General features: G+C 40.6%; 18 protein-coding genes. 12 read left to right on the top strand and 6 right to left on the bottom strand.

Going from position 1 to position 21,699, the window contains the following annotated elements; genetic code table 11:
- The first annotated feature begins 184 nt into the window (after positions 1-184).
- The 3 genes from QNM18_RS17285 to QNM18_RS17275 all read left to right on the top strand — a co-directional run bounded on the left by QNM18_RS17285 (position 185) and on the right by QNM18_RS17275 (position 4,934).
- The gene (locus QNM18_RS17285) at positions 185-2,539 is read left to right on the top strand and encodes a TonB-dependent receptor (RefSeq protein ID WP_211008511.1); all 2,355 of its coding nucleotides are present in this window, start codon (positions 185-187) and stop codon (positions 2,537-2,539) included.
- A gap of 332 nt (positions 2,540-2,871) precedes the next feature.
- Positions 2,872-3,939 (top strand): alkaline phosphatase D family protein, encoded by a 1,068-nt coding sequence (locus QNM18_RS17280; protein ID WP_284137930.1) that lies wholly within the window; start codon positions 2,872-2,874, stop codon positions 3,937-3,939.
- 401 nt (positions 3,940-4,340) lie between these two features.
- Positions 4,341-4,934: a pentapeptide repeat-containing protein gene (locus QNM18_RS17275; protein WP_284137929.1), complete on the top strand. Its 594-nt coding sequence runs from the start codon at positions 4,341-4,343 to the stop codon at positions 4,932-4,934.
- Positions 4,935-5,129: 195 nt separating this feature from the next.
- Here the strand turns inward: QNM18_RS17275 and QNM18_RS17270 are convergent, their stop codons facing one another.
- The 3 genes from QNM18_RS17270 to QNM18_RS17260 form a co-directional block, all read right to left on the bottom strand.
- Positions 5,130-5,318: a hypothetical protein gene (locus tag QNM18_RS17270; protein ID WP_211008514.1), complete on the bottom strand. Its 189-nt coding sequence runs from the start codon at positions 5,316-5,318 to the stop codon at positions 5,130-5,132.
- A gap of 469 nt (positions 5,319-5,787) precedes the next feature.
- Positions 5,788-5,964 (bottom strand): hypothetical protein, encoded by a 177-nt coding sequence (locus tag QNM18_RS17265; protein WP_211008515.1) that lies wholly within the window; start codon positions 5,962-5,964, stop codon positions 5,788-5,790.
- Positions 5,965-6,106: 142 nt separating this feature from the next.
- A complete protein-coding gene (locus QNM18_RS17260) occupies positions 6,107-6,949 on the bottom strand; it encodes a GGDEF domain-containing protein (RefSeq protein WP_211008516.1) in 843 nt (280 codons plus the stop codon).
- Positions 6,950-7,336: 387 nt separating this feature from the next.
- Between QNM18_RS17260 and QNM18_RS17255 the strand changes: the two genes are divergently transcribed.
- The 8 genes from QNM18_RS17255 to QNM18_RS17220 all read left to right on the top strand — a co-directional run bounded on the left by QNM18_RS17255 (position 7,337) and on the right by QNM18_RS17220 (position 18,118).
- Positions 7,337-8,806, top strand: a complete 1,470-nt coding sequence (locus QNM18_RS17255; protein ID WP_211008517.1) for a PPC domain-containing protein — start codon at positions 7,337-7,339, stop codon at positions 8,804-8,806.
- 1,295 nt (positions 8,807-10,101) lie between these two features.
- Positions 10,102-10,305: a hypothetical protein gene (locus tag QNM18_RS17250; protein ID WP_284137928.1), complete on the top strand. Its 204-nt coding sequence runs from the start codon at positions 10,102-10,104 to the stop codon at positions 10,303-10,305.
- A gap of 662 nt (positions 10,306-10,967) precedes the next feature.
- Positions 10,968-12,479, top strand: coding sequence for a S8 family peptidase (locus tag QNM18_RS17245; RefSeq protein ID WP_284137927.1), 1,512 nt, complete (start codon positions 10,968-10,970; stop codon positions 12,477-12,479).
- A gap of 36 nt (positions 12,480-12,515) precedes the next feature.
- Complete coding sequence (locus QNM18_RS17240) at positions 12,516-13,295, top strand: Hint domain-containing protein (RefSeq protein WP_211008519.1); 780 nt, start codon at positions 12,516-12,518, stop codon at positions 13,293-13,295.
- Between the two features lie 89 nt (positions 13,296-13,384).
- Positions 13,385-13,909, top strand: a complete 525-nt coding sequence (locus QNM18_RS17235) for a hypothetical protein (RefSeq protein WP_211008520.1) — start codon at positions 13,385-13,387, stop codon at positions 13,907-13,909.
- Between the two features lie 88 nt (positions 13,910-13,997).
- Positions 13,998-14,777 carry a hypothetical protein gene (locus tag QNM18_RS17230; protein ID WP_211008521.1) on the top strand — a complete coding sequence of 260 codons (780 nt, stop codon included), beginning with the start codon at positions 13,998-14,000 and terminating at the stop codon, positions 14,775-14,777.
- Positions 14,778-14,839: 62 nt separating this feature from the next.
- Positions 14,840-16,300, top strand: coding sequence for a hypothetical protein (locus tag QNM18_RS17225; protein WP_284137926.1), 1,461 nt, complete (start codon positions 14,840-14,842; stop codon positions 16,298-16,300).
- A 159-nt stretch (positions 16,301-16,459) separates the two neighbouring features.
- Entirely contained in the window at positions 16,460-18,118 is a 1,659-nt protein-coding gene (locus QNM18_RS17220) for a hypothetical protein (RefSeq protein WP_284137925.1), read from the top strand.
- Positions 18,119-18,177: 59 nt separating this feature from the next.
- Here the strand turns inward: QNM18_RS17220 and QNM18_RS17215 are convergent, their stop codons facing one another.
- Both QNM18_RS17215 and QNM18_RS17210 read right to left on the bottom strand, forming a co-directional pair.
- On the bottom strand, positions 18,178-18,807 hold the full coding sequence (locus QNM18_RS17215) for a hypothetical protein (RefSeq protein ID WP_211008524.1): 630 nt from the start codon (positions 18,805-18,807) through the stop codon (positions 18,178-18,180).
- 112 nt (positions 18,808-18,919) lie between these two features.
- The gene (locus tag QNM18_RS17210) at positions 18,920-19,345 is read right to left on the bottom strand and encodes a GNAT family N-acetyltransferase (RefSeq protein ID WP_284137924.1); all 426 of its coding nucleotides are present in this window, start codon (positions 19,343-19,345) and stop codon (positions 18,920-18,922) included.
- Positions 19,346-19,622: 277 nt separating this feature from the next.
- Between QNM18_RS17210 and QNM18_RS17205 the strand changes: the two genes are divergently transcribed.
- A complete protein-coding gene (locus tag QNM18_RS17205; RefSeq protein WP_284137923.1) occupies positions 19,623-21,563 on the top strand; it encodes a RecQ family ATP-dependent DNA helicase in 1,941 nt (646 codons plus the stop codon).
- Between the two features lie 49 nt (positions 21,564-21,612).
- Here QNM18_RS17205 and QNM18_RS17200 read toward each other — a convergent pair.
- Positions 21,613-21,699 (bottom strand): integrase core domain-containing protein (locus QNM18_RS17200; RefSeq protein ID WP_284136834.1); only part of this gene is annotated, 87 nt, incomplete at its 5' end.

Genomic DNA, 21,699 nt, shown 5'->3' with positions numbered 1-21,699 from the left:
TTTTATTAATTTATTGTTATCACATTACAAAGCACTCAACAAGCCATGTTTATAGATTTAGATATTTTGGTACATACCAATTATTTAAATATTACATAAATCTGTAAAACCATTGTAATGCACTCGCACTAAGATTTCGCCCGTTCGTATTTTTGGTATGTACCAATCACTTTCGGGAATTATAATGAAAACTTTATACTCTACAGGCTCTACAAAAATATCTATGCTAGCAATGGCTGTGGCAACAGCATTGTCGGCTCCTGTGTTGGCAGAAGATGATCAGGCTAAAGCAGATCAACAGATCGAAGAGATCATGGTCGTTGGAAAGAGTGTTTCTTACGCTAATAATGCAACGTCTGAAGAGATGTTTAAACAACAGTCTTCCATGACCAGTGCGATGGCGATGATCGATAATCTGCCTGGTGTACTTATCAACGAAGGTGATACATTTGGCTCTGATGATTGGTCAACAACTGTGTCGATTCGAGGCTTTCAGTTAAGTCTAGATGAACAACAAGTCGGTATTACCATTGACGGTATCTCAAATGGTAACTCGAATTACGGTGGTGGTGCTAAGGCAAACCGCTATATCGACACTGAAAATTTAATGGCTGTGGAAGTTTCTCAAGGTACTGCTGATATCGGTTCACGCTCAAATGAAGCGCTGGGCGGTACCCTAAACTTTACAACTATCAACCCAGGAACGGAAAAAGGCATTGTAGCTAGCCTGTCACTGGCTAATTTTGACGCGCAAAAATACTATATGCGTGTTGAAACAGGCGAGGTTATGGATGATACCTATGGCTGGTTTAGCTATTCAAACTCGAGCAACAGTGACTGGATAACGGGAACTGCCGAGAATAAACGCGATCACTTTGCATCTAAATTTGTCAAAGGCATGGACAGTAATTTAGAGATCACAGCCTACCTTTCGTACGACGACGTGCATGAAGATAACTATCAACGAGTGTCGTTAGAGAGCTTTAAACAGAACCCTGAGTCCGATGGACTAACCGGTGAGTGGACAGGTATTCCTTATATTGATCAAGTGTATCGCCGTGGTTGGTCTACGCTGCGCGAAAACCTATTTGGCTATGTTGAGGTTGACACAATGATCGGTGAAGTTGAGGTAACGGCCAATGCGTATTTCCACAAAAATGAAGGCCGTGGTGACTGGGTACCACCTTATATCGTTGATGTTAATCACGACGGTGCCAATGGCCACAGCGAATTGGTGTCTGGTACGACATATCAAGGCGGCAGTTCATTAGGTAAAATTTATTTTGTAGGTGCTGATGGGAAATCCCTGACGCCAGCCAAAGGATGTGAGAGCTCTATTACTTTCCCTTATGGTGGTGCAGATGCAGAGTATGATCCTAACTGTTACGATTCAAGCGCACGCCCTGTTGGATCATATCGCAACAGCCATTACGAAAAAGAGCGTTTCGGCATAAATGCCGACCTTACGTGGGAAACGCAAATTGGAGAGTACACCAACATAGTACGTGGTGGAATTTGGTACGAAGACTATGAGCGTTCAGAGTACCGAGACTGGCACAAAATCATCGATTCAAAGAGCAGTTTTGATTTTGACCACACACCGTATTGGATCCAGTATGACCGTACTTATCCAGTTACCACAACGATGTTGTACCTTGAAGACTCAGTAGAGATGGAAAGTGTGACAGTGCGCGCTGGCGTTAAAAAGTACTTAGTAGATTTAGACAGCCACGATAAATTCACTAGCGTTGATAAATCGGTAAATTCAGACTCCGACACGCTGTTATCAGCTGGTGCTGTCTGGTATACGCCTGTTGAAGGCTTAGAAGTATTTGCTGGTTATGCGGAAAACTTTGCGGCGATAAAAGATCAGGTGTTAGAAGCGGATGCGTCGGCATTAGGCAATATTGAACCTGAAACAGCTGAAAACATGGACTTGGGTATTCGTTATGACAACCAAGACTTTGATGCGAGTATCACACTTTACAGCATTGATTTTGAAAACCGATTAACATTCGTAGCGCCTGAATCTGCTTCAGGTAATGACTATCTTGTCGGTACTAGTGGCCAGTACATCAACACTGGGGGGATTGAGTCCTCAGGAGTTGAGGCGTCACTGACTTATTACCCCAACCAAGCTCTATCGGTATACCTGTCTTATACCAGCAATGATTCAGAGTACACAGATGGTACGGTAGATATTAAAGCAGGTAATACGGTGTTTGGTTCAGTTGAAGATATGGCTGTGTTGTCTTTAGATTGGCAGTCAGACATATACTCAGCCGGGCTTTCAACCAAATGGATCGGTGAGCGCTGGATGGATGCAGACAATACTCAGCGTATTGACGCTTATGCGGTAAGCGACTTATATATTGCTGTTGACTTAGAAAATTTTGATTCAGCCTTAAAGGGGGCTTCTATCAGACTTACAGTAAACAACTTGTTTGATAAGAGCTACATAGGCAGTGTGGCTGGTGGCTGGGGAGGTTGGATAGGTGCGCCTCGAACTGCTGCAATTAACTTCCAAACACGTTTTTAAAGAGAGTGGGTGTGGTGTTGTAAAACACTACCAATCACCAATCTCAATGTTGTGCAGTTGAAACGGATGTTTTTATTAGTCGATAGGTTTGATTTTGTTGTGTACACCGCGAAAGCACGGACCATGTTACATAACTCGCCTTAAATACTATGCTGCGCAACAAACTTCTGAGCTATACGATAATCTGTGTAGCTCATCTTCTTCTCGATGCCATAGATTATTCGTTCATATGACGACAATATCTGCTGACTTCTTTATTTTTATGGTAAACAGCTAATGTGTTTGCTGTGGGATATGAAGTTATGAAGCATAAAACCACAAGAAATTTTATAATGATGAATATAAAACGCTTTCTTCACTTTTTTATCTTCGCAATAAGTTGCTTTTCTAGTTGTCTCTACGCGGCTAGCTCATTCGATAAAATTCTTTTTGGGTCATGCAGCCATCAAGATAAAGCGATTCCAATTTTTGACGCCATCAATCAAGAACAAGCTGACCTATTTATATTCTTGGGAGATAATATATACGGCGACACCGAAAACATGAATGAGTTAAAAGCCAAGTATCAAAAGTTGGCGCGCAAACCTGGGTTTCAGGCGCTGCGAAAGCGTACTCCTGTCATCGCCATGTGGGACGACCATGACTACGGCGAAAATGATGCAGGAGAAGAGTACCCACTTAAGGAGGAATCGCGACAGATAATGCTGGATTTTTGGCAAGAGCCAAAAGAAAGCCAGAGGCGCACACGTGATTCAGGAATTTATACTTCATACTTGTTTGGAGAAGGTGAGCAAAGTGTTCAAGTTATCATGCCCGATCTACGTTGGAATCGACCACAGCTCAACTCGGTAGGTACATTGAGTTACTGGGTTGGAAGCTTATTCAACAATAAAGGACCTTATAGGCCTGTTGACGATACTAAATCTATGCTAGGAGAGCAGCAGTGGCAATGGCTAGAGCAAGAGCTTTTAAAGCCGGCTAAGGTGAAAATAATTTCCTCTAGTTTGCAGTTGATCCCAGATTTTACAGGGTGGGAGAGTTGGGCAAATTTTCCAGCTGATCGAAAAAGGCTATTTGATTTTATAGAAACGCATCAAATAGGTGGTGTGATCATGATAAGTGGTGACACCCACTGGGGTGAACTATCAAAATATCAAACAAAACTGGGTTATCCTTTATGGGAGGTAACGAGCTCAGGGTTAACTCAAAAGTGGAAAGATGTCAGCCCAAATAAACACCGCGTTGGTGAGAGCACGTCGCAAGTGAATTATGGGTTCATTGAAATTGACTGGCAAAAGAGCGACCCTGTTATCCATTTAGGATTAAAAGATATCAAGGGCTATGTTACTCATTCACAAAGCATGCCGTTGTCGTCACTTCAATACAAAGAGAGACTTTGAAAAGGGCATCGTAAAAATAGCAAGAGTTAGGGGGTATCTGTATGAAATTATTGAGATGATACCTTATTGACTTGCTTCATTTCTCACAGAGAGTATGTTGTGCGCTGGGAATTGAAATATATTCGCGTCAGCGGCATAAATATGATTTTTGTGCATTGGCCTATTGAGGTTATGACAGAGCCAAGTGTATTAAAAAGCCATTGTAGCAATGGTCCTATTTTCACACTGGTGAATAGAGTGCAGATAATGTTTACAAATGGACATTGCATCCTTAAATAGTTAGCCACCCAAAAGTGATAACTTATCTCGTCATATCAACGGGTATGATGGTTACTACACTTTGTATCAAATCATACGGAGCTAATTTAAAATTAGACATCATTGAATATGGAGGAAGGACTTTGAGTATTAGTGAAGAGAATGAATACTGGGATACAACCTTTGAACAAGCGGACTTTTCGGGAGAAAAGATAGTTTCAAAGACGTTCGAGGGATGTAAGTTTTTAAGTTGTAACTTTTCTGAGGCGGCTTTCAACCGATGTACTTTTATTGACTGTGAATTTTCAAAATGCAATTTAAGCATGCTAAGGCTGGAGTACAGTAAATTCTCTGATGTTGTAATTCGTGATTCAAAAGTAATTGGTGTTGATTGGACTAAAGTTGCGTGGCCTAGGCTTGTATTTAGTTCGCCAATTAAATTTTACGATTGCATGATCAATGATAGCTCCTTCTATGGTTTGTCACTACAGGACTTTGTCTTAGATAGCTGTGTAGCTCGGAATGTTGATTTTAGGGATGGAGATTTTAGTAATGCTCAGTTTTCTCACTCAGATCTGAAAGGGTCCGTATTTTACGACACAAACTTATCTGGAGCAGACTTTTCACATGCAACCGATTTTGATATTGATATATTTAACAATAATCTTAAAAAAGCGAAGTTCGATCGTTTCGAGGCTATTCGGCTGTTGGGGTGTTTAGAGATAGAGCTGGTGTAAAACGAAATTTGAACAGGCGCTTCATAAGGGGTCAGCCATGTGAAGCGTGATGTGGGCAACATAAATAGGGGGCCGTGCTACAGTGTATTTGTGCAGTTGCTCCTGTGCTGATTAACTCAGCCAGTTAAAATGGCAGCAAATTTAAAACCACCACAGTTATCAAGCGTGTTAATTAGCGTTACCCATTAAGAAAGTTTAACAATAGATCATAGTTTCACACTCAATGTGTTGTGATGGGCAACGGCTTGTACCGCAAAAAAGAAGGCCGGAGCAGCCAGAACCATTGGTATATCCACCTGCAACTTGGGCGGTTACTGAGTTTTCCAGTGTACTTTTATCTATGCTCAAAAGTTTGATCTTTTTTTTAGAGATGGCAAGTTTCATTTTATTCTCCTTAATAACTTAATTGACTTATTCTCTAAATAAGGTACTTGGAGATATGGGGTTTGTAAATATGTTAATTTCTAATACGGGGGTCATCCTAACAAAGGAAGTAGCTAGGTTAATATGTTTATGTATAAATACTTAAAACCTTCCTTTACTCCGAAAGCAAGTTTGGCTTTGTTATTTGTTCGACAATTATGAATAGCAGGTTCAAATATGTGATAACTTTAATTTGGAGGGAAGTACTTAGTTACTTGGACTGCATGAGCTTAATTTATTTCTATATATCAATACCTAAAAGGACCTTACCTCCTTCATAGTCCGGTTATAAACCAATACACAGAATATTCTGGAGTCAAATTCTCTTGATTGTTAAACAATAATAAAAATACTGCCAGTTCCATTGAACAGTGACAATGAGTCCGACAGTATTATTTCAAAGTATAAAAAGCGCTAGAGTGTGCTTTTATTACTTAGGTACACAACCTTGCCAGCCGCCATATGTATAGCAAATAACAGGGTTTGATGGGCGGCATTGTGGGTAAACTGAGTATTCTCCACCCGCAACTTGTGGTGTTGCATTGTGCGCCAGTTGGTTACTCTCATTTAGTGTTTTTAAATTTTTCTTTTTTAATTGTACTTTCATTTTTTATTTCCTTATTTGAGATAAACTGCCAATTCATGCTATTTACTTGATGACAAAAAGTAAACAAAAAGTTTTTGTTTTCAGGTTTTATTATTCATATTTTAAATTTGTTTAAGAATAAAAGTATGTAAATCAGAAGGTTTCAACTATCTTTTTGTTTTTTCTTTCTTTGGGCTTTATTTTGGTAAAGTGCTTGATCAGCAAGTTCTAATAGTTGCTCTACCGCTGTATCAGCTGTTATTTCGCATACACCAAAGCTCATTCCCAGTGCCACATGCTCAACGGTAAGCTGAGCTGGAACAAGGTTTTGAATGCGAGCAATAAAAGTTTGTGCGGTTTGTGCATCCATACCGGGTATAAGGAGCATAAATTCATCGCCACCTAAGCGAAACAGTTTGTCATTTTTTCGAGTGTACTGACTTATAAGCTTTACAAAATTAACCAACATTTCGTCGCCGACCCCATGCCCCAATTTATCATTCAACGTTTTAAAATTATCTAAATCTATCATGATGATAGAGCAGGTTTGCCCGTAGCGAGTGACACGTTCAGACTCCAGTTCAATGTTTTCAATTAAAGTACGTCTATTCAATGCGCCTGTTAGCGGATCTTTTGTTGCAACGCTTTCTGCGGCATGAATGGCTTCGTTATATGTTTTCACTATCACGGCAGTGAGCAACATGATTAAGCCTGACGACATAGCAGATCTTAACGCGATTTCAATATGTAGATGGATAAAGTTGAGATAGGTAATGATCAGCCAAAAAGTGATATTGGTTAAGCAGGCAATTTTAAATGGAAACACCATAAATACCCCAACTAAAAATGCAGGGAGCCATATCACTGTAATAATCGGAGACTGAAATGAAAAATAAATGAGCGTACTGCCAAGTACGGTGCTCAGTAGTAAACACTTTAAAACGCTCAAGCGGCCTTGAAACAATCGCACTGCTGTGAATAGCAATGCAGCAATAACAATGACCACTGCAATTGCTAAACCATACCTATGATCAAGTGCATAGCGTATTGGGTAATAGATCAGAACAGCTGCTGTAACTATAAATAAATAAGCAGCATAGGTAGGGTATCGGTTAATTAATATGGGTTGTGCTTTGGTGAGCGCGCCAAAGCGTTCTTTTAGTTTGAGAATAAGAATACCTTTCGCAAAGTTACATAGCGCTTTGTATTAAGTGTAAATCACAATTTTGAATCCTCAACATTGTAATGAAAGTAGAACCAAACAAGTAGAGATAAGGGTGTTAATTTACTTTTCAAAAAATGAATAAAATATATTATATATTGTATAAAATTTGTTCTATGTTTTAATTGCTGGCACAGAGCCGTGTCAGTAACTAAAGCAAAGGATACAACAATGAAGGTAAATTTATGGAAGTATGGCGCTGTGTTAGCGGTGTATTGTGCCACAAATCAAGGTGCCGCTTTGGCCGCAAATCTAGACAATGCATGCCAAAATCAAGACCCATTTTTAGGTAGAACAGTTCTAAATGGTCAAACAGTTTGCTTACCAAACAAATCCCGTACTTATTTGAGTATTGGTAACACAAGTAATGTAGATAGCTATGCGATCACAACAGGTTATGGAAGTGGGGACCTTAACTTGTACGCTAAAAATGGCGCTTGGCCAAAGTTAGATGGCAGTGACCCCAGTTCCGTGAAAGCGGGCAATGGCGAATGTATTGTTATTAGCAATCCAAGCAATTACTGGAGTTATATAGCCATTGATGGCGCTAGCGAAGGTGCTTCATTGGTCGTTGACTTGGGGGCAACTTCTTGTCGAACTGTAGACAGTACTACTCCTCCTGATAGAGATGATCGCTATGAGTATGACTATGTGAACTTAAAAGTCTTTCGTTTCCAATTTAGTGATACGCCGTTGGAGTGGGGCACCATGCAGGCGGACTTGGAAAAAACGGTCCAGTACTATACAGAACAATCGTATGGAAAATTTTCGGTTTATTATGATGTATCTGAACCTGTGATCACGATTAACCGTCCCAAGCGAGACTTTGACAATGACTTTTTTGCATGGCGTGCGGCATGGCAAGCTGAAGTGAAAAATCGCGGAGTTGACCCAGACAATCCAGGTAAAGCAACTGTTGTTATGATGGTGGCGCCGCAAGTCGGCAATTTCAACTCGAGCGCAGCACCGCCTTCGATTAGTTTGTACCATCATACTCCTGGCGTTATCGCGCACGAGCTTGGTCACGCACTTGGTCTTAGACATGCAAAAGCGATTGAAGCGGGTGCTGGGCGAGTTATTGGCGATCATGACTATGATAAGGAAAGCCTAAATTATGGAAATGTCTATAGCATGATGGGTATGGGGGCACACTCTTTGCAATCATACAACTTGCTATATAAGCACTATTTTCGTTGGTTAACGGACAGTGATGTGCCTATTATAAATTCTTCGGGTACGTATCGTATTTATGCGTTTGACCATGCTAGAAATGACCTTGGCTATATTGGACTTAGGTTGAAATCTGGAAACGGACTTTATACGTATTGGCTTGAGTATCGTACAACCAATCAAAACTACCCGAATACAAAAGACGGTATTCTAATCAACTTACAGGGTTACTTCGAAAATGAAAAAGATGCTCGTTTTTGGAAAACCACCTCTTATTTACTAGACATGACGCCGGGCTCAAAAACGCCGGGGTGGTGGGGGGATGACCAAACTGATTCTGAGTTAGTAATTGGCAAAAGTTATACCGATCACTGGGGGGGCTTTAGAATTACTCCTACGGCTAAAGGGGGTGTAGATGGGACCGAGCGTGCTTGGATAGATGTAAAAGTAGAACTTCTATCTGGCAATTAGGGTGTCGTATTTTGCGACGAGTATGAGTAAACAGTTGACTCGCTTGAGCTAAACTCAATACGGCTACTTGTACTCTTTTCATTGGGGCGGAGTAGCACTTCGTCCTGATTTATGATTAAAGAAGATCCTTGCGATGGTTGGGTTCTACCGATGAGTTTGTTCGAATACTTAGCTGTTGTTGAAAAAGCTGCCCTGGTATTAGCGAAAAGTCTCGGATAAACAAGTCATTGCTTTATGCTTGAAAAGTGCTACGTGATGTCTATTGAAATGATAAAAACTTCCACATTAAAAACAGTTACGTCATAAGGCGCAGAAACAGAGTTGAAGCTGATGTAAGTCACAAACATCGAGCAAACTCAGGGCGTTAGCTTAGTTATGAAGTCTTATACAATTCGGCATTTCCTTAAAATAGGTTTGGACGACGAAAAATCTATGCATAAATTTATGGAGGCAATGCTCGAACTGCCTCTAGAAGGTCAACTCTTTAAAGTCGCAGGTATGATTGTCCAGTGATGTCATAGATTCAGGCTAAGCAACCAGAATTAGTCAAAAAGCATTGAAAATTTTCTACTGACGTGAAAGGTCGCCTAGTTGTTTTTGTCCAACTCAGTGAGAAAGAAATGGAAAATCCAACAGGTGAGCTAACTGGCAAAAAAGCCTGAGTGGCATTGACCAGTACGACAACAGATAGCTTCCTAAAGTTTGTAGCACAAACGGCTCAAAGTACGGTGTTAGCAAATAAATCATTGAAGGCATCATGAATTTTAAAGCATTGACCTTGCGTCCTGTGGGTTTGCCCTAGTTTTTATAAGTTAGGAAAGAAATAACGCAGAAGTAAAGTAAGCCACCATTTAGACAAAAGTATTTGCCAGTGAAGAAGCAAAGTTGTTTAGTACCTTTACTTGAGCCTGTGGGGCTTCTGGTTGTTTCATATGCCAGTTGTTGATCATTTCTGCCTGGAAAGGTTGTATAAATGGTCTTTAATTCGGCCTGTAATACGCTCTAAGCGCATATTTAGTAATTACCTTATTAATTTCATAAAGGACCTGTATTGGGTTCGTAGGTGTGTGTTCAGGGAATATATAATGTGATGGGGCTGAGTTTGGTTAGTTAAGCTGAAATATTTATGCTTATTTCCTGATTATTAAGCATATGACAAAATGCGGGGTTTATGTTTAAACTCATAGGTTAATAGTTATACTATTCAAAATAATGATGTTTTATCTATTAAAAGTGGCGTCATTTTTATTCTTTAGATTTAGTTAGACTTAATCTCTCTTTTTTGGCAGCGAAAAGTGAGCCTAGCTCGCAAAGTTCTATCTAGAATCATTGTGTTAGCCATCTCTCCCAAAGTGTTAATTTCAATTACAGCGGCCAGAGTGACAGCGATGGGCGGTGCGCTGTGTACAATTCATGGCGTTATTACCTCATTTTTATGCCCCTCACAAGATTACATTATTAACACCAGTGTAATCAAAAACGCACTGATCGTACCTTAAACGGGTCTTGGTGATAACGGTCGCTCGCACTATACCTAATTTGCTCTAAATTTTTAAACCCCAGATTATGCAAATTAGGTACAAATTTTTGTAGGAAATCACTGTTAAATAGAGCCAAAAACCTCGCATAGGCTGAATCAAATTATACAACCTATATTGTGGGTATTTTTTTTATAATTATTTGTTATGCATAAATTCATATTCAGAGTAAAAAGTTTTATTCAGCATAGTTCACTAACGAATTTTTATCCGCCTATTGTACCCCTTTATTTGGATTTAATTAGCTTTTTTGCAAGGTTATGGAACTTAGATAAAGTAATTGTGGTGATTATTTGTATATTATCATTTTGTGAATGGTGTGTTATTCGATTTGTTTACATTGGTGTTTTTATCCTAGTTCTTGGGTTTTTCCTTTTTTGTATATTAAGTTGCTGATAAATAAGCTAATAAAAAATAATTGTTTTGCAAAATAGGATTGTGTTTGATGTTTTTTTGGGCGTTCTTGTTTTTTGTTATTTTGTTTTTTTGTATGTAACTATAGCGTCTCTAAGAGCTGAACGTATGTATGTCTGAAGTTTGATAGTAGTGTGCATTCTATTATTTCTTAGTTTTTTAGTTGATGTGATTTCTAATTAACTTCATTTAAATAATAAGGAAAAATCATGATTAGAAGGAAAGTAACACCGCTTTTATTGAGTCTTGCACTTGGTTCTACAGCCCAAGCAGCAGAATTTTATAGCAACTCAGCTGGTACTAAAGCTGTGAAAGATAGCTATATTGTTGTGTATAATACCCCTTCAACTTTTATTAATGCTGATGTATCAGCAAGAGCTGCATTCACTACTTCTTTGACGTCAAAACTAAGCGCTGAATTAGGTGTCGAAGTTGAGTATCAATATGATAATTTGTCAGGTGTTGCCATCAAAGCAAACTCTGATCAGCTAGTAAAACTACTTTCACACCCTGATGTGAAGTTTGTAGAGCAAAATGCGACATTCACAATCGATCCAAAGGTTTCAGATGTTAGTGCACTTCAAAACAACCCGACTTGGGGTCTGGACCGTATCGACCAAAGAGATTTGCCACTTGATAGAAAATATGTTGGTGCAAACAATGGTCAGGGTGTAACTGCTTACGTACTTGATACCGGTATTCAAAACAGCCACAACGATTTTGGTGGCCGCGCTAGAAACGGTTACGATTTCATTGACAACGATGCGACAGCACAAGACTGTAATGGTCACGGTACGCACGTTGCTGGTACTATTGGTGGTACTGAATATGGTGTAGCTAAGGCGGTAGACCTAGTTGGCGTTCGTGTTCTAGATTGCCGAGGTTCAGGTTCATATGCTGGTGTTATCGCTGGTATCGACTGGGTTGCATCAAATGCTAGGGGTCCATCTGTTGCTAACATGAGTTTAGGCGGCGGTAAATCTACAGCAGTTAATAATGCGGTAGAAACGGCAGTTAATCGCGGTGTTACGTTTGTTGTTGCTGCGGGTAACGATAGAGGCGATGCGTGCTCAAAATCACCAGCTAGTGCACCTTCAGCAATTACTGTTGCTTCTACAGATGTCAATGATGCAAGATCAAGCTTCTCAAACTATGGTAAGTGTATCGACGTCTTCGCTCCAGGTTCATCAATCAAATCGGCGTGGATTGGCTCTAATACAGCGACAAGAACAATCAGCGGTACTTCAATGGCATCTCCGCACGTTGCTGGTGTAGCAGCTTTACACCTAGCTAAAACGCCTAATCTAAATCCTGCTCAAGTTACAGCAGCGATCAACAACAATGCATCTGCGAATAAAATTTCTAATGTTGCAGGCTCACCAAACAAGCTAGTTTACGCAAAACTTGATGGTGGCCCTAGTGATGGTCTAGTTGAAGTGGTCAGTGGCAACTCTGGTGACTTTAGAACGTTCGCATTCAATGTGCCAGCAGGTACAACGAAGTTAGTAGCAAGCTTGTCAGGTGGTTCTGGTGATGCTGATTTATATATCAAGCATGGTCAAACACCTTACCCAATCGACAACGATTGCGCTTCTGAAAACCCTGGTACATCAAACGAATCATGTGTTGTTGCCAACCCGGCAAGCGGCACTTGGTACATATCAGCTTATGGTTATAGTGCATTTAACAATGTCACTCTAAAAGCTGATGCTGAAAAATAAACTTTAGTTAAAATCAATTACAAGGAAATCCTTTTTATGAGAACTTTGACAATTCTTTTTGCTGCTGCGCTTGCGTTTTTCGCTGCTAAATCTGAAGCTGCAATGGACATAGCTGCATATCAGAGCCAAGCAACAACAGATAATGCTGCTCATGGCCGTTGTGCGAAAAAAGCAGTTAATGCTACAGAGTGTGTACAGCGTATCGATTGGGCTGTTCGTGAAGGTTATATCACTGCTCGCGCTGGTGAGTGGGGTAAAGCGAATGGTTTCTACCCAGTTGTTGATTTTTATGACAGAACAGTTGGTGCTGTTTGTAAATGTGGTTGTTTCGAAGCTAGTACGCTTATCCGTGTAACTAAAGGCGGTAAAGTAGTCGATGTTGAAGCGAAAGACGTTGACAATTCATATGGCTTAGTAGCTCTTTCTAAAGATGCTTCTCTAAGCGCGCTTTCAACTGAAACATTTGAAATGAAAGCACGTACTCAAGGTTCTGAAGAATCAAAACTATATGTATTCACTCTTGAAGATGGTTCTGAGCTTAAAGTAACTCAACATCACGGTATGCTTTTAGGTGACGGTACTATGGTAGCTGCTAAAGATGTAGAAGCTGGTCAAACTATGCTTCGTGCAGACGGCGTTGAGCTATCAGTTGCTGCTATCACTCGTGAAGCGACTAACCAAGATGTTTACAACTTTGAGACAAGTGGTGCTGAAGCTGTTAACCACATCATCATCGCTAACGACATCCTAGTTGGTGATTTAACTTGGCAAAACCAGCTTCAAGCTGAGCTAGGTCAAGTTATCGTTCGTCAATAATTTATTGATGCATAGGGAGGGCCATTCAGGCCTTCCTTTTTTATATTAATCATTTCTATTTTCAATCATATTAAGTTGGAATAAATGCCATGAAATCAATTCCTGTATTGCTTGGAACAGCAGTTTTTCTATCTTCGATGTCAGCTCAAGCTGCTATAGATACTGCAAACTATCGTTATCAGGCCTATTTTGATAATGCGTTATACAACAGGTGTGTGAGTAAGCCTTCTGAGTCATCAGCTAGGCAAAGAATAGATTGGGCTCGTAGCGAAGGCGTAATAACTGCTGATGCGGCTGATTGGGGGAAACAATTTAAGTATTACCCGGTTATTGATTATTACGATAAATCAATTTTTTCAATCTGTAGTTATGAAGTGACGCCGAGCTCAGCTGCGACACTGGAGAAGTATAAGCTTTTAGCTGAGCGTTCCGATATGGGTGGACGCTGCGCCTATCGTCCTGATCCTAACCCACTTTATGAAAGAATTGATTGGGCAATATTGAATGGAAAAATTTCAAACAATGCGGGTTTGTGGGGTCGCTACAATGGTTATTATCCAGTAATTGATTTATTTACAGAACAACTTGCTGGTGTTTGCCGTTTTGGCAGATAAAGCATTAACGAACACGCAATACAATAAACGCAATTTTACTTATGGCTCAGGGTTTGAATAAAAATTGCTGTTTAGGAGGTTACATATTATGAAGAAGGGCGTCATTTTTGCTGGAGTCGCTGCTGTTGCCGCTACATTATTCTGGCTAGGCTGGAGTGACAATTTTGCAGATGGTGAGACTAATACAAGCAGCGTCGCAAATGTAGTACAGCACGATAATAAAAATACAGTAAACACTAACAAGCTAGATGAACTAGATAAAAAACTTACATCAGATATTGACACAAAAATACCAAAAGCGGACCCCAAGGTTGCAACAACAGAAGAGCAGCTTCTAACCGCTTTTCAACGGATGCAACTGTCTGTCGGTAAATTTAATTCTGCATCGTTTATTAACGAAGAAATGCAAGATTTATTGCATAACCCTGAAATGATCGAAATTGCGCAAAAAAGTTTGATTGATTTTAAACATGCCGAAGCTGCATTTGGTGAACAACAAGCTTTAGTCAGAGTATTTTCAATTCGTTTGCTAGATCAACTAGCGAAAGCTGGTGAACCGGGTCCTCTTTACGAAGCGACAGGCCAGTTAGCGAGCAATTTGAGCGAGCAGCTGGCAAATGGTGGAGAAATTGAAAAGCGCAGAGATCTTGATCTTGAGGATTTAGTATACGCGTCCATCTCTACTTACGATGACGAGCAAGTGATTGCATCGCCTGAAATGGTGATGATGGAACTTGGTTATTTCGATGACTTTCACAATGACGTTAGAAAAATATATGCGAACCAATTTGGTTCGATAATCAGTCGCGAAAAAAGTGTAGATGAAACAATTGAGATAGTACAAAAGCTGTTTAAAAAGCAGTCTTAACTTTCTGTAAGCTAAATTAATTCGAATAGCCTACTCGTATGTTTCAAAAGGAGAAATTTGAAATGAGTAACACATATAAGTTTTTGCCCGCGCTGGGTTTGTTAAGTGCATTTGCAGCGCATGCGACAACACCACAACCTCACCCATTAAAAGTTCATGCGCAACAACATATTGCAGACTCTATAGCTTGGATTGATGAGCAGGGAATAAGTTGTGAGCAAAATACCAATTCGCACCCAATGTGTGACACTGTAAAGGTGTACTTTGATGACGGTGAGTTTGACCCATCCAGAACGAGTTCCAAACAAACTATACTGGTAATGGATTATGGAATGGATCTTCAGACTGTATTGCGCTACCGCAGCCGTATAAAATCAGCCTACAAATATGATCCGGACACTCAGACATTTGTGGCAGATAACCCGTCGGTTTCGATCTCTCGACTTGGTCAAAAAGTATTAAGTGACATCGATGGCTTTACATATACAGATCAAGATACTGGTGCTGTCAAACCTGGTTTTTTACCTGCCGCATGGCTAGGAGACTTGGCTGCCAAGTATGTGGGAGCAGCAAGTCAGGACAAGTACGATCATGAAACAGGTGCTCCGCACTTTAGCCATGGCACTAAGGTGTTTGGCTATTTGGCACAACACAACCCTGACGCAGAGTTTGTGATCATAGATACCAGTACATTTTCTCCTTTTATCATGCACAAAGATGACATTTGCAGCCGTAATATAGATGCGTTCTATGTGAAAATGGAACGCGCTGCGGGTTCATTATTGAGAGATATCATTGAAGTAAATGACATTGAGTATATAAACTACTCAGGTGGGTTTGAAAGAAGAGATGTACAGACCGCTTGGGCAAGTAATAAATGTAGTGGCAGTTTAAGTAATAGCAAGGCGAAAAGATTCGTTCAGAGTATTAGACCTGTATATGACAAATTGTTTAGTACCTATGGTGTTCTTGGGATCCATGCAGGGGCTGCTTCGGCGACAAGTAGTGAAAACCCACTTGATGTAATTGATTATCAAAATCGCATTCGCGTGATGTCTTATACAACTGGCTCTGTAGATACTCAGATTTCACAGGATGCAAAGACTGGTTGGCAGGATGTATTTGTTAATCACACGTCTGAGTTTGACGGACACAAATATATAGACATGTATATCAATTTTGGCTATGGCAGAAGCGCTTTTTGGGAGACAAATAGTACACCTAAAATGGCTTCTGATGTTTACGGAATGAGATATGGCGCAGATTGGGAATTCCCTTCATCTTCGTGGGCTGCTCCTATTGCTACATCTTATGCAATCGCAATTCAGAGCCAAATGGAGTGGGGTTTTGATCCAGCATATTTGAAGCGAACTTTAATTTCACAAGATTGTTATGATAATGGCGGACATTTCATAAACTTCGCATTGTCTGACTTTATATATGCAGGAAATGGACATTGCCGTTTGCAAGATCCGTTAAAGTATCGTTTGGATACACTTAACCAGCAGGGATATTTAAAATAATCACAGAGAAATCATTTTGTATTAAATTGTAATCGCGTAGTGCCTGTTTGATTATTCATGATATAGTTACACCTTAAATTGTTAATTAAGTGTTTATAAAAGGTGATTTTTGCTTTCGAGGAACAGCAAAGCAAAGATTTTTATTCTAAGGAGAGTTATATGTTTAAGAAAACAGGCGCTTTGTTAGTGGGGTCGCTGTCGCTGCTTATCACAGGTTGTGGTGGAGGGAGTGATAGCACTGAGCCTGCACCAATCGATCCTCCCCCTGTGGCTGTACAGCCTGATCCTAAACCTGATCCTGAACCCACTCCAGAGCCAGAGCCAGAACCGGAACCTGAACCAGAACCGGAGCCTGAACCGGAGCCTGAACCGGAGCCTGAACCAGAACCTGATCCCACTGTGTTTATGGACGTGATAGAGACACAAGGAAAACAATTTGTGACTGATTCTATTGCTTGGATAGATGAACAGGGCATTGACTGTACGACAGTGCCACAAAACCATGAATTGTGTGAAGTCCAAACGGTGAAGTTTAGCGATGGACAATTTAATCAAGACCGTACAAAAAAAACACAAACAATACTTGTTTTAGACTATGAAATGGACTTTCTTTCGGCATTGCGTTATCGCCCCCGAGTTAAAGCTACTTATAAATATGATCCTCAAACTAAGACATTTATTACTGACAACCCACAGATTAGCTTATCTAAATTGGGTGTAAAACTGCTCCAAGACATTAACAGTTTTACCTTCACCGATGAGAAGTTCGCCAAGCCTCAAGACGCATTTTTGCCAGCGAGTTGGCTATCAGATTTGGCAGCCAAATATAGAGAAGTGGTCCCCGATGACCGGTTTGACAGAGTAACCAATAGAGCGTTTTTTAGTCATGGTACTAAAGTGTTTGGTTATTTAGCACAGCACAATCCACAAGCTGAATTTGTCCTAATTGACACGTCTTCATTTACCCCCTTTACACAGCACAAAGATGAGCTGTGTTCCGCTGACTTGAATGCGTTTTTGGCGCATATGCAAAGTGCTGCGAGCTCGCTCAAAGCAGATATTATCGACAGCCATGAAGTTGAATATATAAATTACTCTGGCGGCTTTACTCTGGATAGTGTTGGCAATGCTTTGAGTGGCAACGGATGTAGTGATGCGCTTGATACAGAGCAGCGCGTGCAATTTTTAAATGCAATAAAGCCTGTTTATGACGCGTTATTTGAATCGCCAAATACGTTGGCATTTCATGCTGGAAACGAGTTTGCTACGCAAAGCCAAGATGAGCTGGACCTGATCAACTACTCTAATAGAGTGCGTGTTTCTCAATACTCCACAGGTGATAAAGACACGAGTATAACTGAAGGTGGGTTATCTGGTTGGCAACAAGTATTCGTTGATAATGAAGACAGTTTTAATGGCAATGAAAGTATCGACTTATATATCAATGTTGGATATGTACCCGAAAATGGCACTGGCAGTCATGCAACAAACAGTACTCCAAAGTTCGATCCTGATATTTTAGGGATGAGATACCAAGCCGAGATGTCACCTTTTGGGTCTTCTTGGACAACTCCGGTTGCTACGTCTTATGCGCTTTATGAGCAGGCGAAATTAATGTCTGAGACGGATAGCACTTCTTTTGACCCTCAACTATTAAAATCCCGCCTTATCGCCAACAGCTGTATAGATGTCGCAGAGCTTGAAGGGCATGAGGGTTTGACAAAGTTCATTGAAAATGGGCAAGGGCAGTGCAGAGTGCAAGACCCTTTAAAACATAAAGCGGATGAGCTAAACCGTATTGGTTATTTAAATAGGTAGTAGCGATATTTGCATGGGATGAGGCGTGTACGGCACGCTTCACCCTATATACTCATATGTCATAATGATTCGGCTGCTTTAACGATTTGCTTGGGCTCTGAACGCCAAGAGAAGCGACCATCATAAGATTGACACTCTGCGGTCGAGCTCTGAGCGTCCGCTAAGTATATTTGATTGGTTTTTGAAGCAGGGTAGCTGAAATAGCTACTACATTTTGCGCTTTGTCCTGGACCAATAACCACTTGGGTACCGACTTTGATTTTACAGCTAACGAGCATGTCGAGTGGTGAGTAACTCGGACAAATTACATTGTCTCTACGATATTTGGAAATGGAGCCTTTCGGCTTGTCAAATGTCCACCATTTACCGAGTTTTGAGCCTGAGTATTCGCTATTCCAAGCACGCCAAATAGTTATTTCTTTTGTAGTTACAAAAACTTGACCTTTGCATAGTCCACCTTGTTCCGCTGGTAATACAACACCTTTTGGTATCGAAGCGTCTGGGACAGCAGTAAGACCGGGGTGGTTGTCTATATTGCCAACACATGAAGTGGCAGACTGAGCTACTTCCTGCGTTGTTACCGAAGTAGAAGTACAGGCGGCTAAAAGTAGCATACTTGATGATAGCACTGCTAAACGAACAAGGTGATTATGGGTACCCAAATGGGCCGATTTTTGTAATTTAGACATGCATTGTTCCTTTCTATGATAAACAAAGCCAGTTTAGTATGCCCGAACTAAAATGTATCTTTCAACCCATTACACACTCCTACCGTGTATTTCTGGCTTCATTGTAATCAAACTAATTTTTAGTGAATATATGTTGCGTTTTAGACTCCCAAAACCCCAACTTTCGATAAAAATGATGTGTTTCAATGCGCTTTGAGTTGCATCTGACCCTGAGCTCGGTGTTTTGTTCAATCGCCACTTGATAGACGTGCTCGACCAAATGTTTACCTATGCCCTGGTTTCTTATTTGAGGGTCGACCACCAAACCACCGATTTCATATACCATTTTGGATGCGACACGATGGGCTTTGAAGGCATGTATCCAACCACCGACTCGACCGTTTTGGTCAAAAACCCATACATCGTCATTGCTTGATTCAAGTAAATACTCAAGCCGCAGTTGGGCTTGTTCCATTGAAGCACTTTCGTAACCCAAAAAATTGGATAAGTAGTGAATTTGTTGTATGTCTGTCATTTTGGCCGTGCGTACATGTGCCATGAAATACTCCTTGTCCATTGTAGCTGACGTCTTCTATTGCTGTTGCTTAGTGCGAGAGGATATTAGAAAAAGCGTTATGATTTCAATTGGAAAATATCTAATTGCTGCTGCTTCTTGATGTGTAGCGGCAGAACATATGGATTTTATGAATTTAATGATATGTGAAACAAGCTGCCGTCATTGCTGGTATGATATGCAGCGGTACCGAATAATTACCTGATCGGCCTTGAATGTCTGAGCAGGTGAATAAACCCGCCGTTTTTAATGAGATAAATAAATGCAACTAGCAGATATACAACAAAGCTTACAAGCACACTTTGGGTTCCCCTCTTTTAGAGCTGGACAAGCACAAACAATTGAGCAGCTGATCAATGGGCAATCAAGCTTGGCTATTTTTCCTACTGGATCTGGCAAGTCGCTTTGTTATCAGCTCACTGCATTGCATTTGCCACACGTGACTCTAGTGGTGTCTCCTCTTCTTGCTTTAATGCAAGACCAAATCGAGTTTTTGAATAAAAAAGGTATAGCAGCTGCGAGCTTAGACTCGACACAATCATTTGAACAGTCTCAAAACGTAATGCAAGGTGTAAGAGAAGGTCAGATCAAGATCCTTATGGTGTCCGTAGAGCGCTTTAAAAATGAGCGGTTTAGAGGTTTTATCAAGCAGATACCGATTTCTATGTTAGTGGTTGATGAAGCGCATTGTATTTCTGAGTGGGGGCATAATTTTAGACCCGACTATTTGAAGTTGCCGCAAATTCGCAGTGAGCTTAATATTCCGTTAGTGCTGTTATTAACAGCAACCGCAACAAAAAAGGTTAAACGTGATATGGCACAAAGGTTTGCCATTAGCGAAGCGCATATTGTGCAAACTGGCTTTTATCGCTCAAATTTAGACCTCAGTATTCACGGGAGTACTGAAAGTGACAAGCTACCAACTATTTTATCTTTTTTATCCAACAGACGAGATAGCGGAATTATCTATGTCACACTGCAACAAACAGCAGAGCAACTGGCAAAACAATTACAAGCTTCAGGCTTTGATGCCGTGGCCTATCATGCCGGATTAAAAGACGAACTAAGGCAGCAAATTCAGCAGCAATTTATGCGCAATGAAAAGCGTATAATTGTTGCAACTATTGCTTTTGGTATGGGGATTGATAAGTCGGATATTCGATTCGTGATCCACTATGATTTACCAAAATCTATCGAAAACTACAGTCAGGAAATCGGTCGAGCAGGGCGAGATGGAGAGCCATCACAATGTATTACTTTGGCAAATCTCGATGGTGTCTCAACACTTGAAAACTTTGTTTACGCAGACACACCAGAGCTTGGCAATATTGAATTACTGATCAATGAAATTAGTACATCTACAGAGCAAGGCCTGTGGGAAATGCAAGAGCTGAGCGTATCTAAAACCACCAATATTCGATTGCTGGCATTGAAAACAGCCTTGGTTCAGCTCGAGCTGTTCGGCGTCTTAGAAGCAAAATATGCATTTTACGCCGACTTTCGCTTTAAATGGTTACACACAGAAAGCAAAGTGCTGAGTTCGTTTGACGCCAATCGACAAAGCTTTATTCAGCAGATACTTTCCCAAACTCACTTTAAAAAAGTGTGGGGGACGGTAGATATGACTGCACTAGTGAACCAAGGTCTAGACCGAAGTCGGGTGGTAGCGGCTCTCGATTATTTGCATGAGCAGGGTATGATCCTGCTCGAGTCGAAACGCATGATGCAAGTATATCAAGTTGATACAGAAAAATTAATCGCGCCAGATCTGGCTACAAAGCTAAGTACTTATTTCGCCGACAAAGAGCAAAGTGAAGTCAAGCGAATAGCCGCAATGCTGCGCTTTTTTGAATTGCAAAACTGCTTATCTAATAATTTAGCGCGATATTTTGATGATGAACAAGTACCACAAAACTGCGGCCATTGCAGTGTCTGTAGAGGAACTGCTGCACACCTGCACTATAGCCAAGAACCTACTTTTCCTGATGAGCAACAGCTAAAAGATGACATCTATGGACTTAAAAACCATTTAACACAAGTCGGGGTGGAAGCAACACCAGCCATTTTAGTGCGCTTCTTAACGGGTATGACTACACCCATGTCAACAGCAAACAAATTTAGGCAAAGGTCGGGCTTTGGTAGTTGCAGTTTATTGAGGTATAAAGACGTTGAAAGCAAGTTAGAGAAACTTGGACTGAAATAAAGTTAGCCAGTGCTATGACCCATCCTAGTATGGGTTGACACTTTTTATGTCAAAACGCTCGATGAATTTCATCGGGCGTTTTGTACTTTAAGGCTGTGTGTGGCCTTTTCTGATTATAGGTTTCAACAGACTGCTT

This window comes from Pseudoalteromonas obscura (assembly GCF_030135505.1).
Taxonomy (GTDB): Bacteria; Pseudomonadota; Gammaproteobacteria; order Enterobacterales; family Alteromonadaceae; genus Pseudoalteromonas; species Pseudoalteromonas obscura.
This window is presented reverse-complemented; position numbering and strand designations above follow the sequence as displayed.

Bases quoted from the DNA above. Each gene is read 5' to 3' on its own strand.
- QNM18_RS17285 (WP_211008511.1), top strand. From the start codon at position 185: ATGAAAACTTTATACTCTACAGGCTCTACAAAAATATCTATGCTAGCA.
- QNM18_RS17280 (WP_284137930.1), top strand. From the start codon at position 2,872: ATGATGAATATAAAACGCTTTCTTCACTTTTTTATCTTCGCAATAAGT.
- QNM18_RS17270 (WP_211008514.1), bottom strand. From the start codon at position 5,318: ATGAAACTTGCCATCTCTAAAAAAAAGATCAAACTTTTGAGCATAGAT.
- QNM18_RS17265 (WP_211008515.1), bottom strand. From the start codon at position 5,964: ATGAAAGTACAATTAAAAAAGAAAAATTTAAAAACACTAAATGAGAGT.
- QNM18_RS17255 (WP_211008517.1), top strand. From the start codon at position 7,337: ATGAAGGTAAATTTATGGAAGTATGGCGCTGTGTTAGCGGTGTATTGT.
- QNM18_RS17245 (WP_284137927.1), top strand. From the start codon at position 10,968: ATGATTAGAAGGAAAGTAACACCGCTTTTATTGAGTCTTGCACTTGGT.
- QNM18_RS17240 (WP_211008519.1), top strand. From the start codon at position 12,516: ATGAGAACTTTGACAATTCTTTTTGCTGCTGCGCTTGCGTTTTTCGCT.
- QNM18_RS17235 (WP_211008520.1), top strand. From the start codon at position 13,385: ATGAAATCAATTCCTGTATTGCTTGGAACAGCAGTTTTTCTATCTTCG.
- QNM18_RS17230 (WP_211008521.1), top strand. From the start codon at position 13,998: ATGAAGAAGGGCGTCATTTTTGCTGGAGTCGCTGCTGTTGCCGCTACA.
- QNM18_RS17225 (WP_284137926.1), top strand. From the start codon at position 14,840: ATGAGTAACACATATAAGTTTTTGCCCGCGCTGGGTTTGTTAAGTGCA.
- QNM18_RS17220 (WP_284137925.1), top strand. From the start codon at position 16,460: ATGTTTAAGAAAACAGGCGCTTTGTTAGTGGGGTCGCTGTCGCTGCTT.
- QNM18_RS17215 (WP_211008524.1), bottom strand. From the start codon at position 18,807: ATGTCTAAATTACAAAAATCGGCCCATTTGGGTACCCATAATCACCTT.
- QNM18_RS17210 (WP_284137924.1), bottom strand. From the start codon at position 19,345: ATGGCACATGTACGCACGGCCAAAATGACAGACATACAACAAATTCAC.
- QNM18_RS17205 (WP_284137923.1), top strand. From the start codon at position 19,623: ATGCAACTAGCAGATATACAACAAAGCTTACAAGCACACTTTGGGTTC.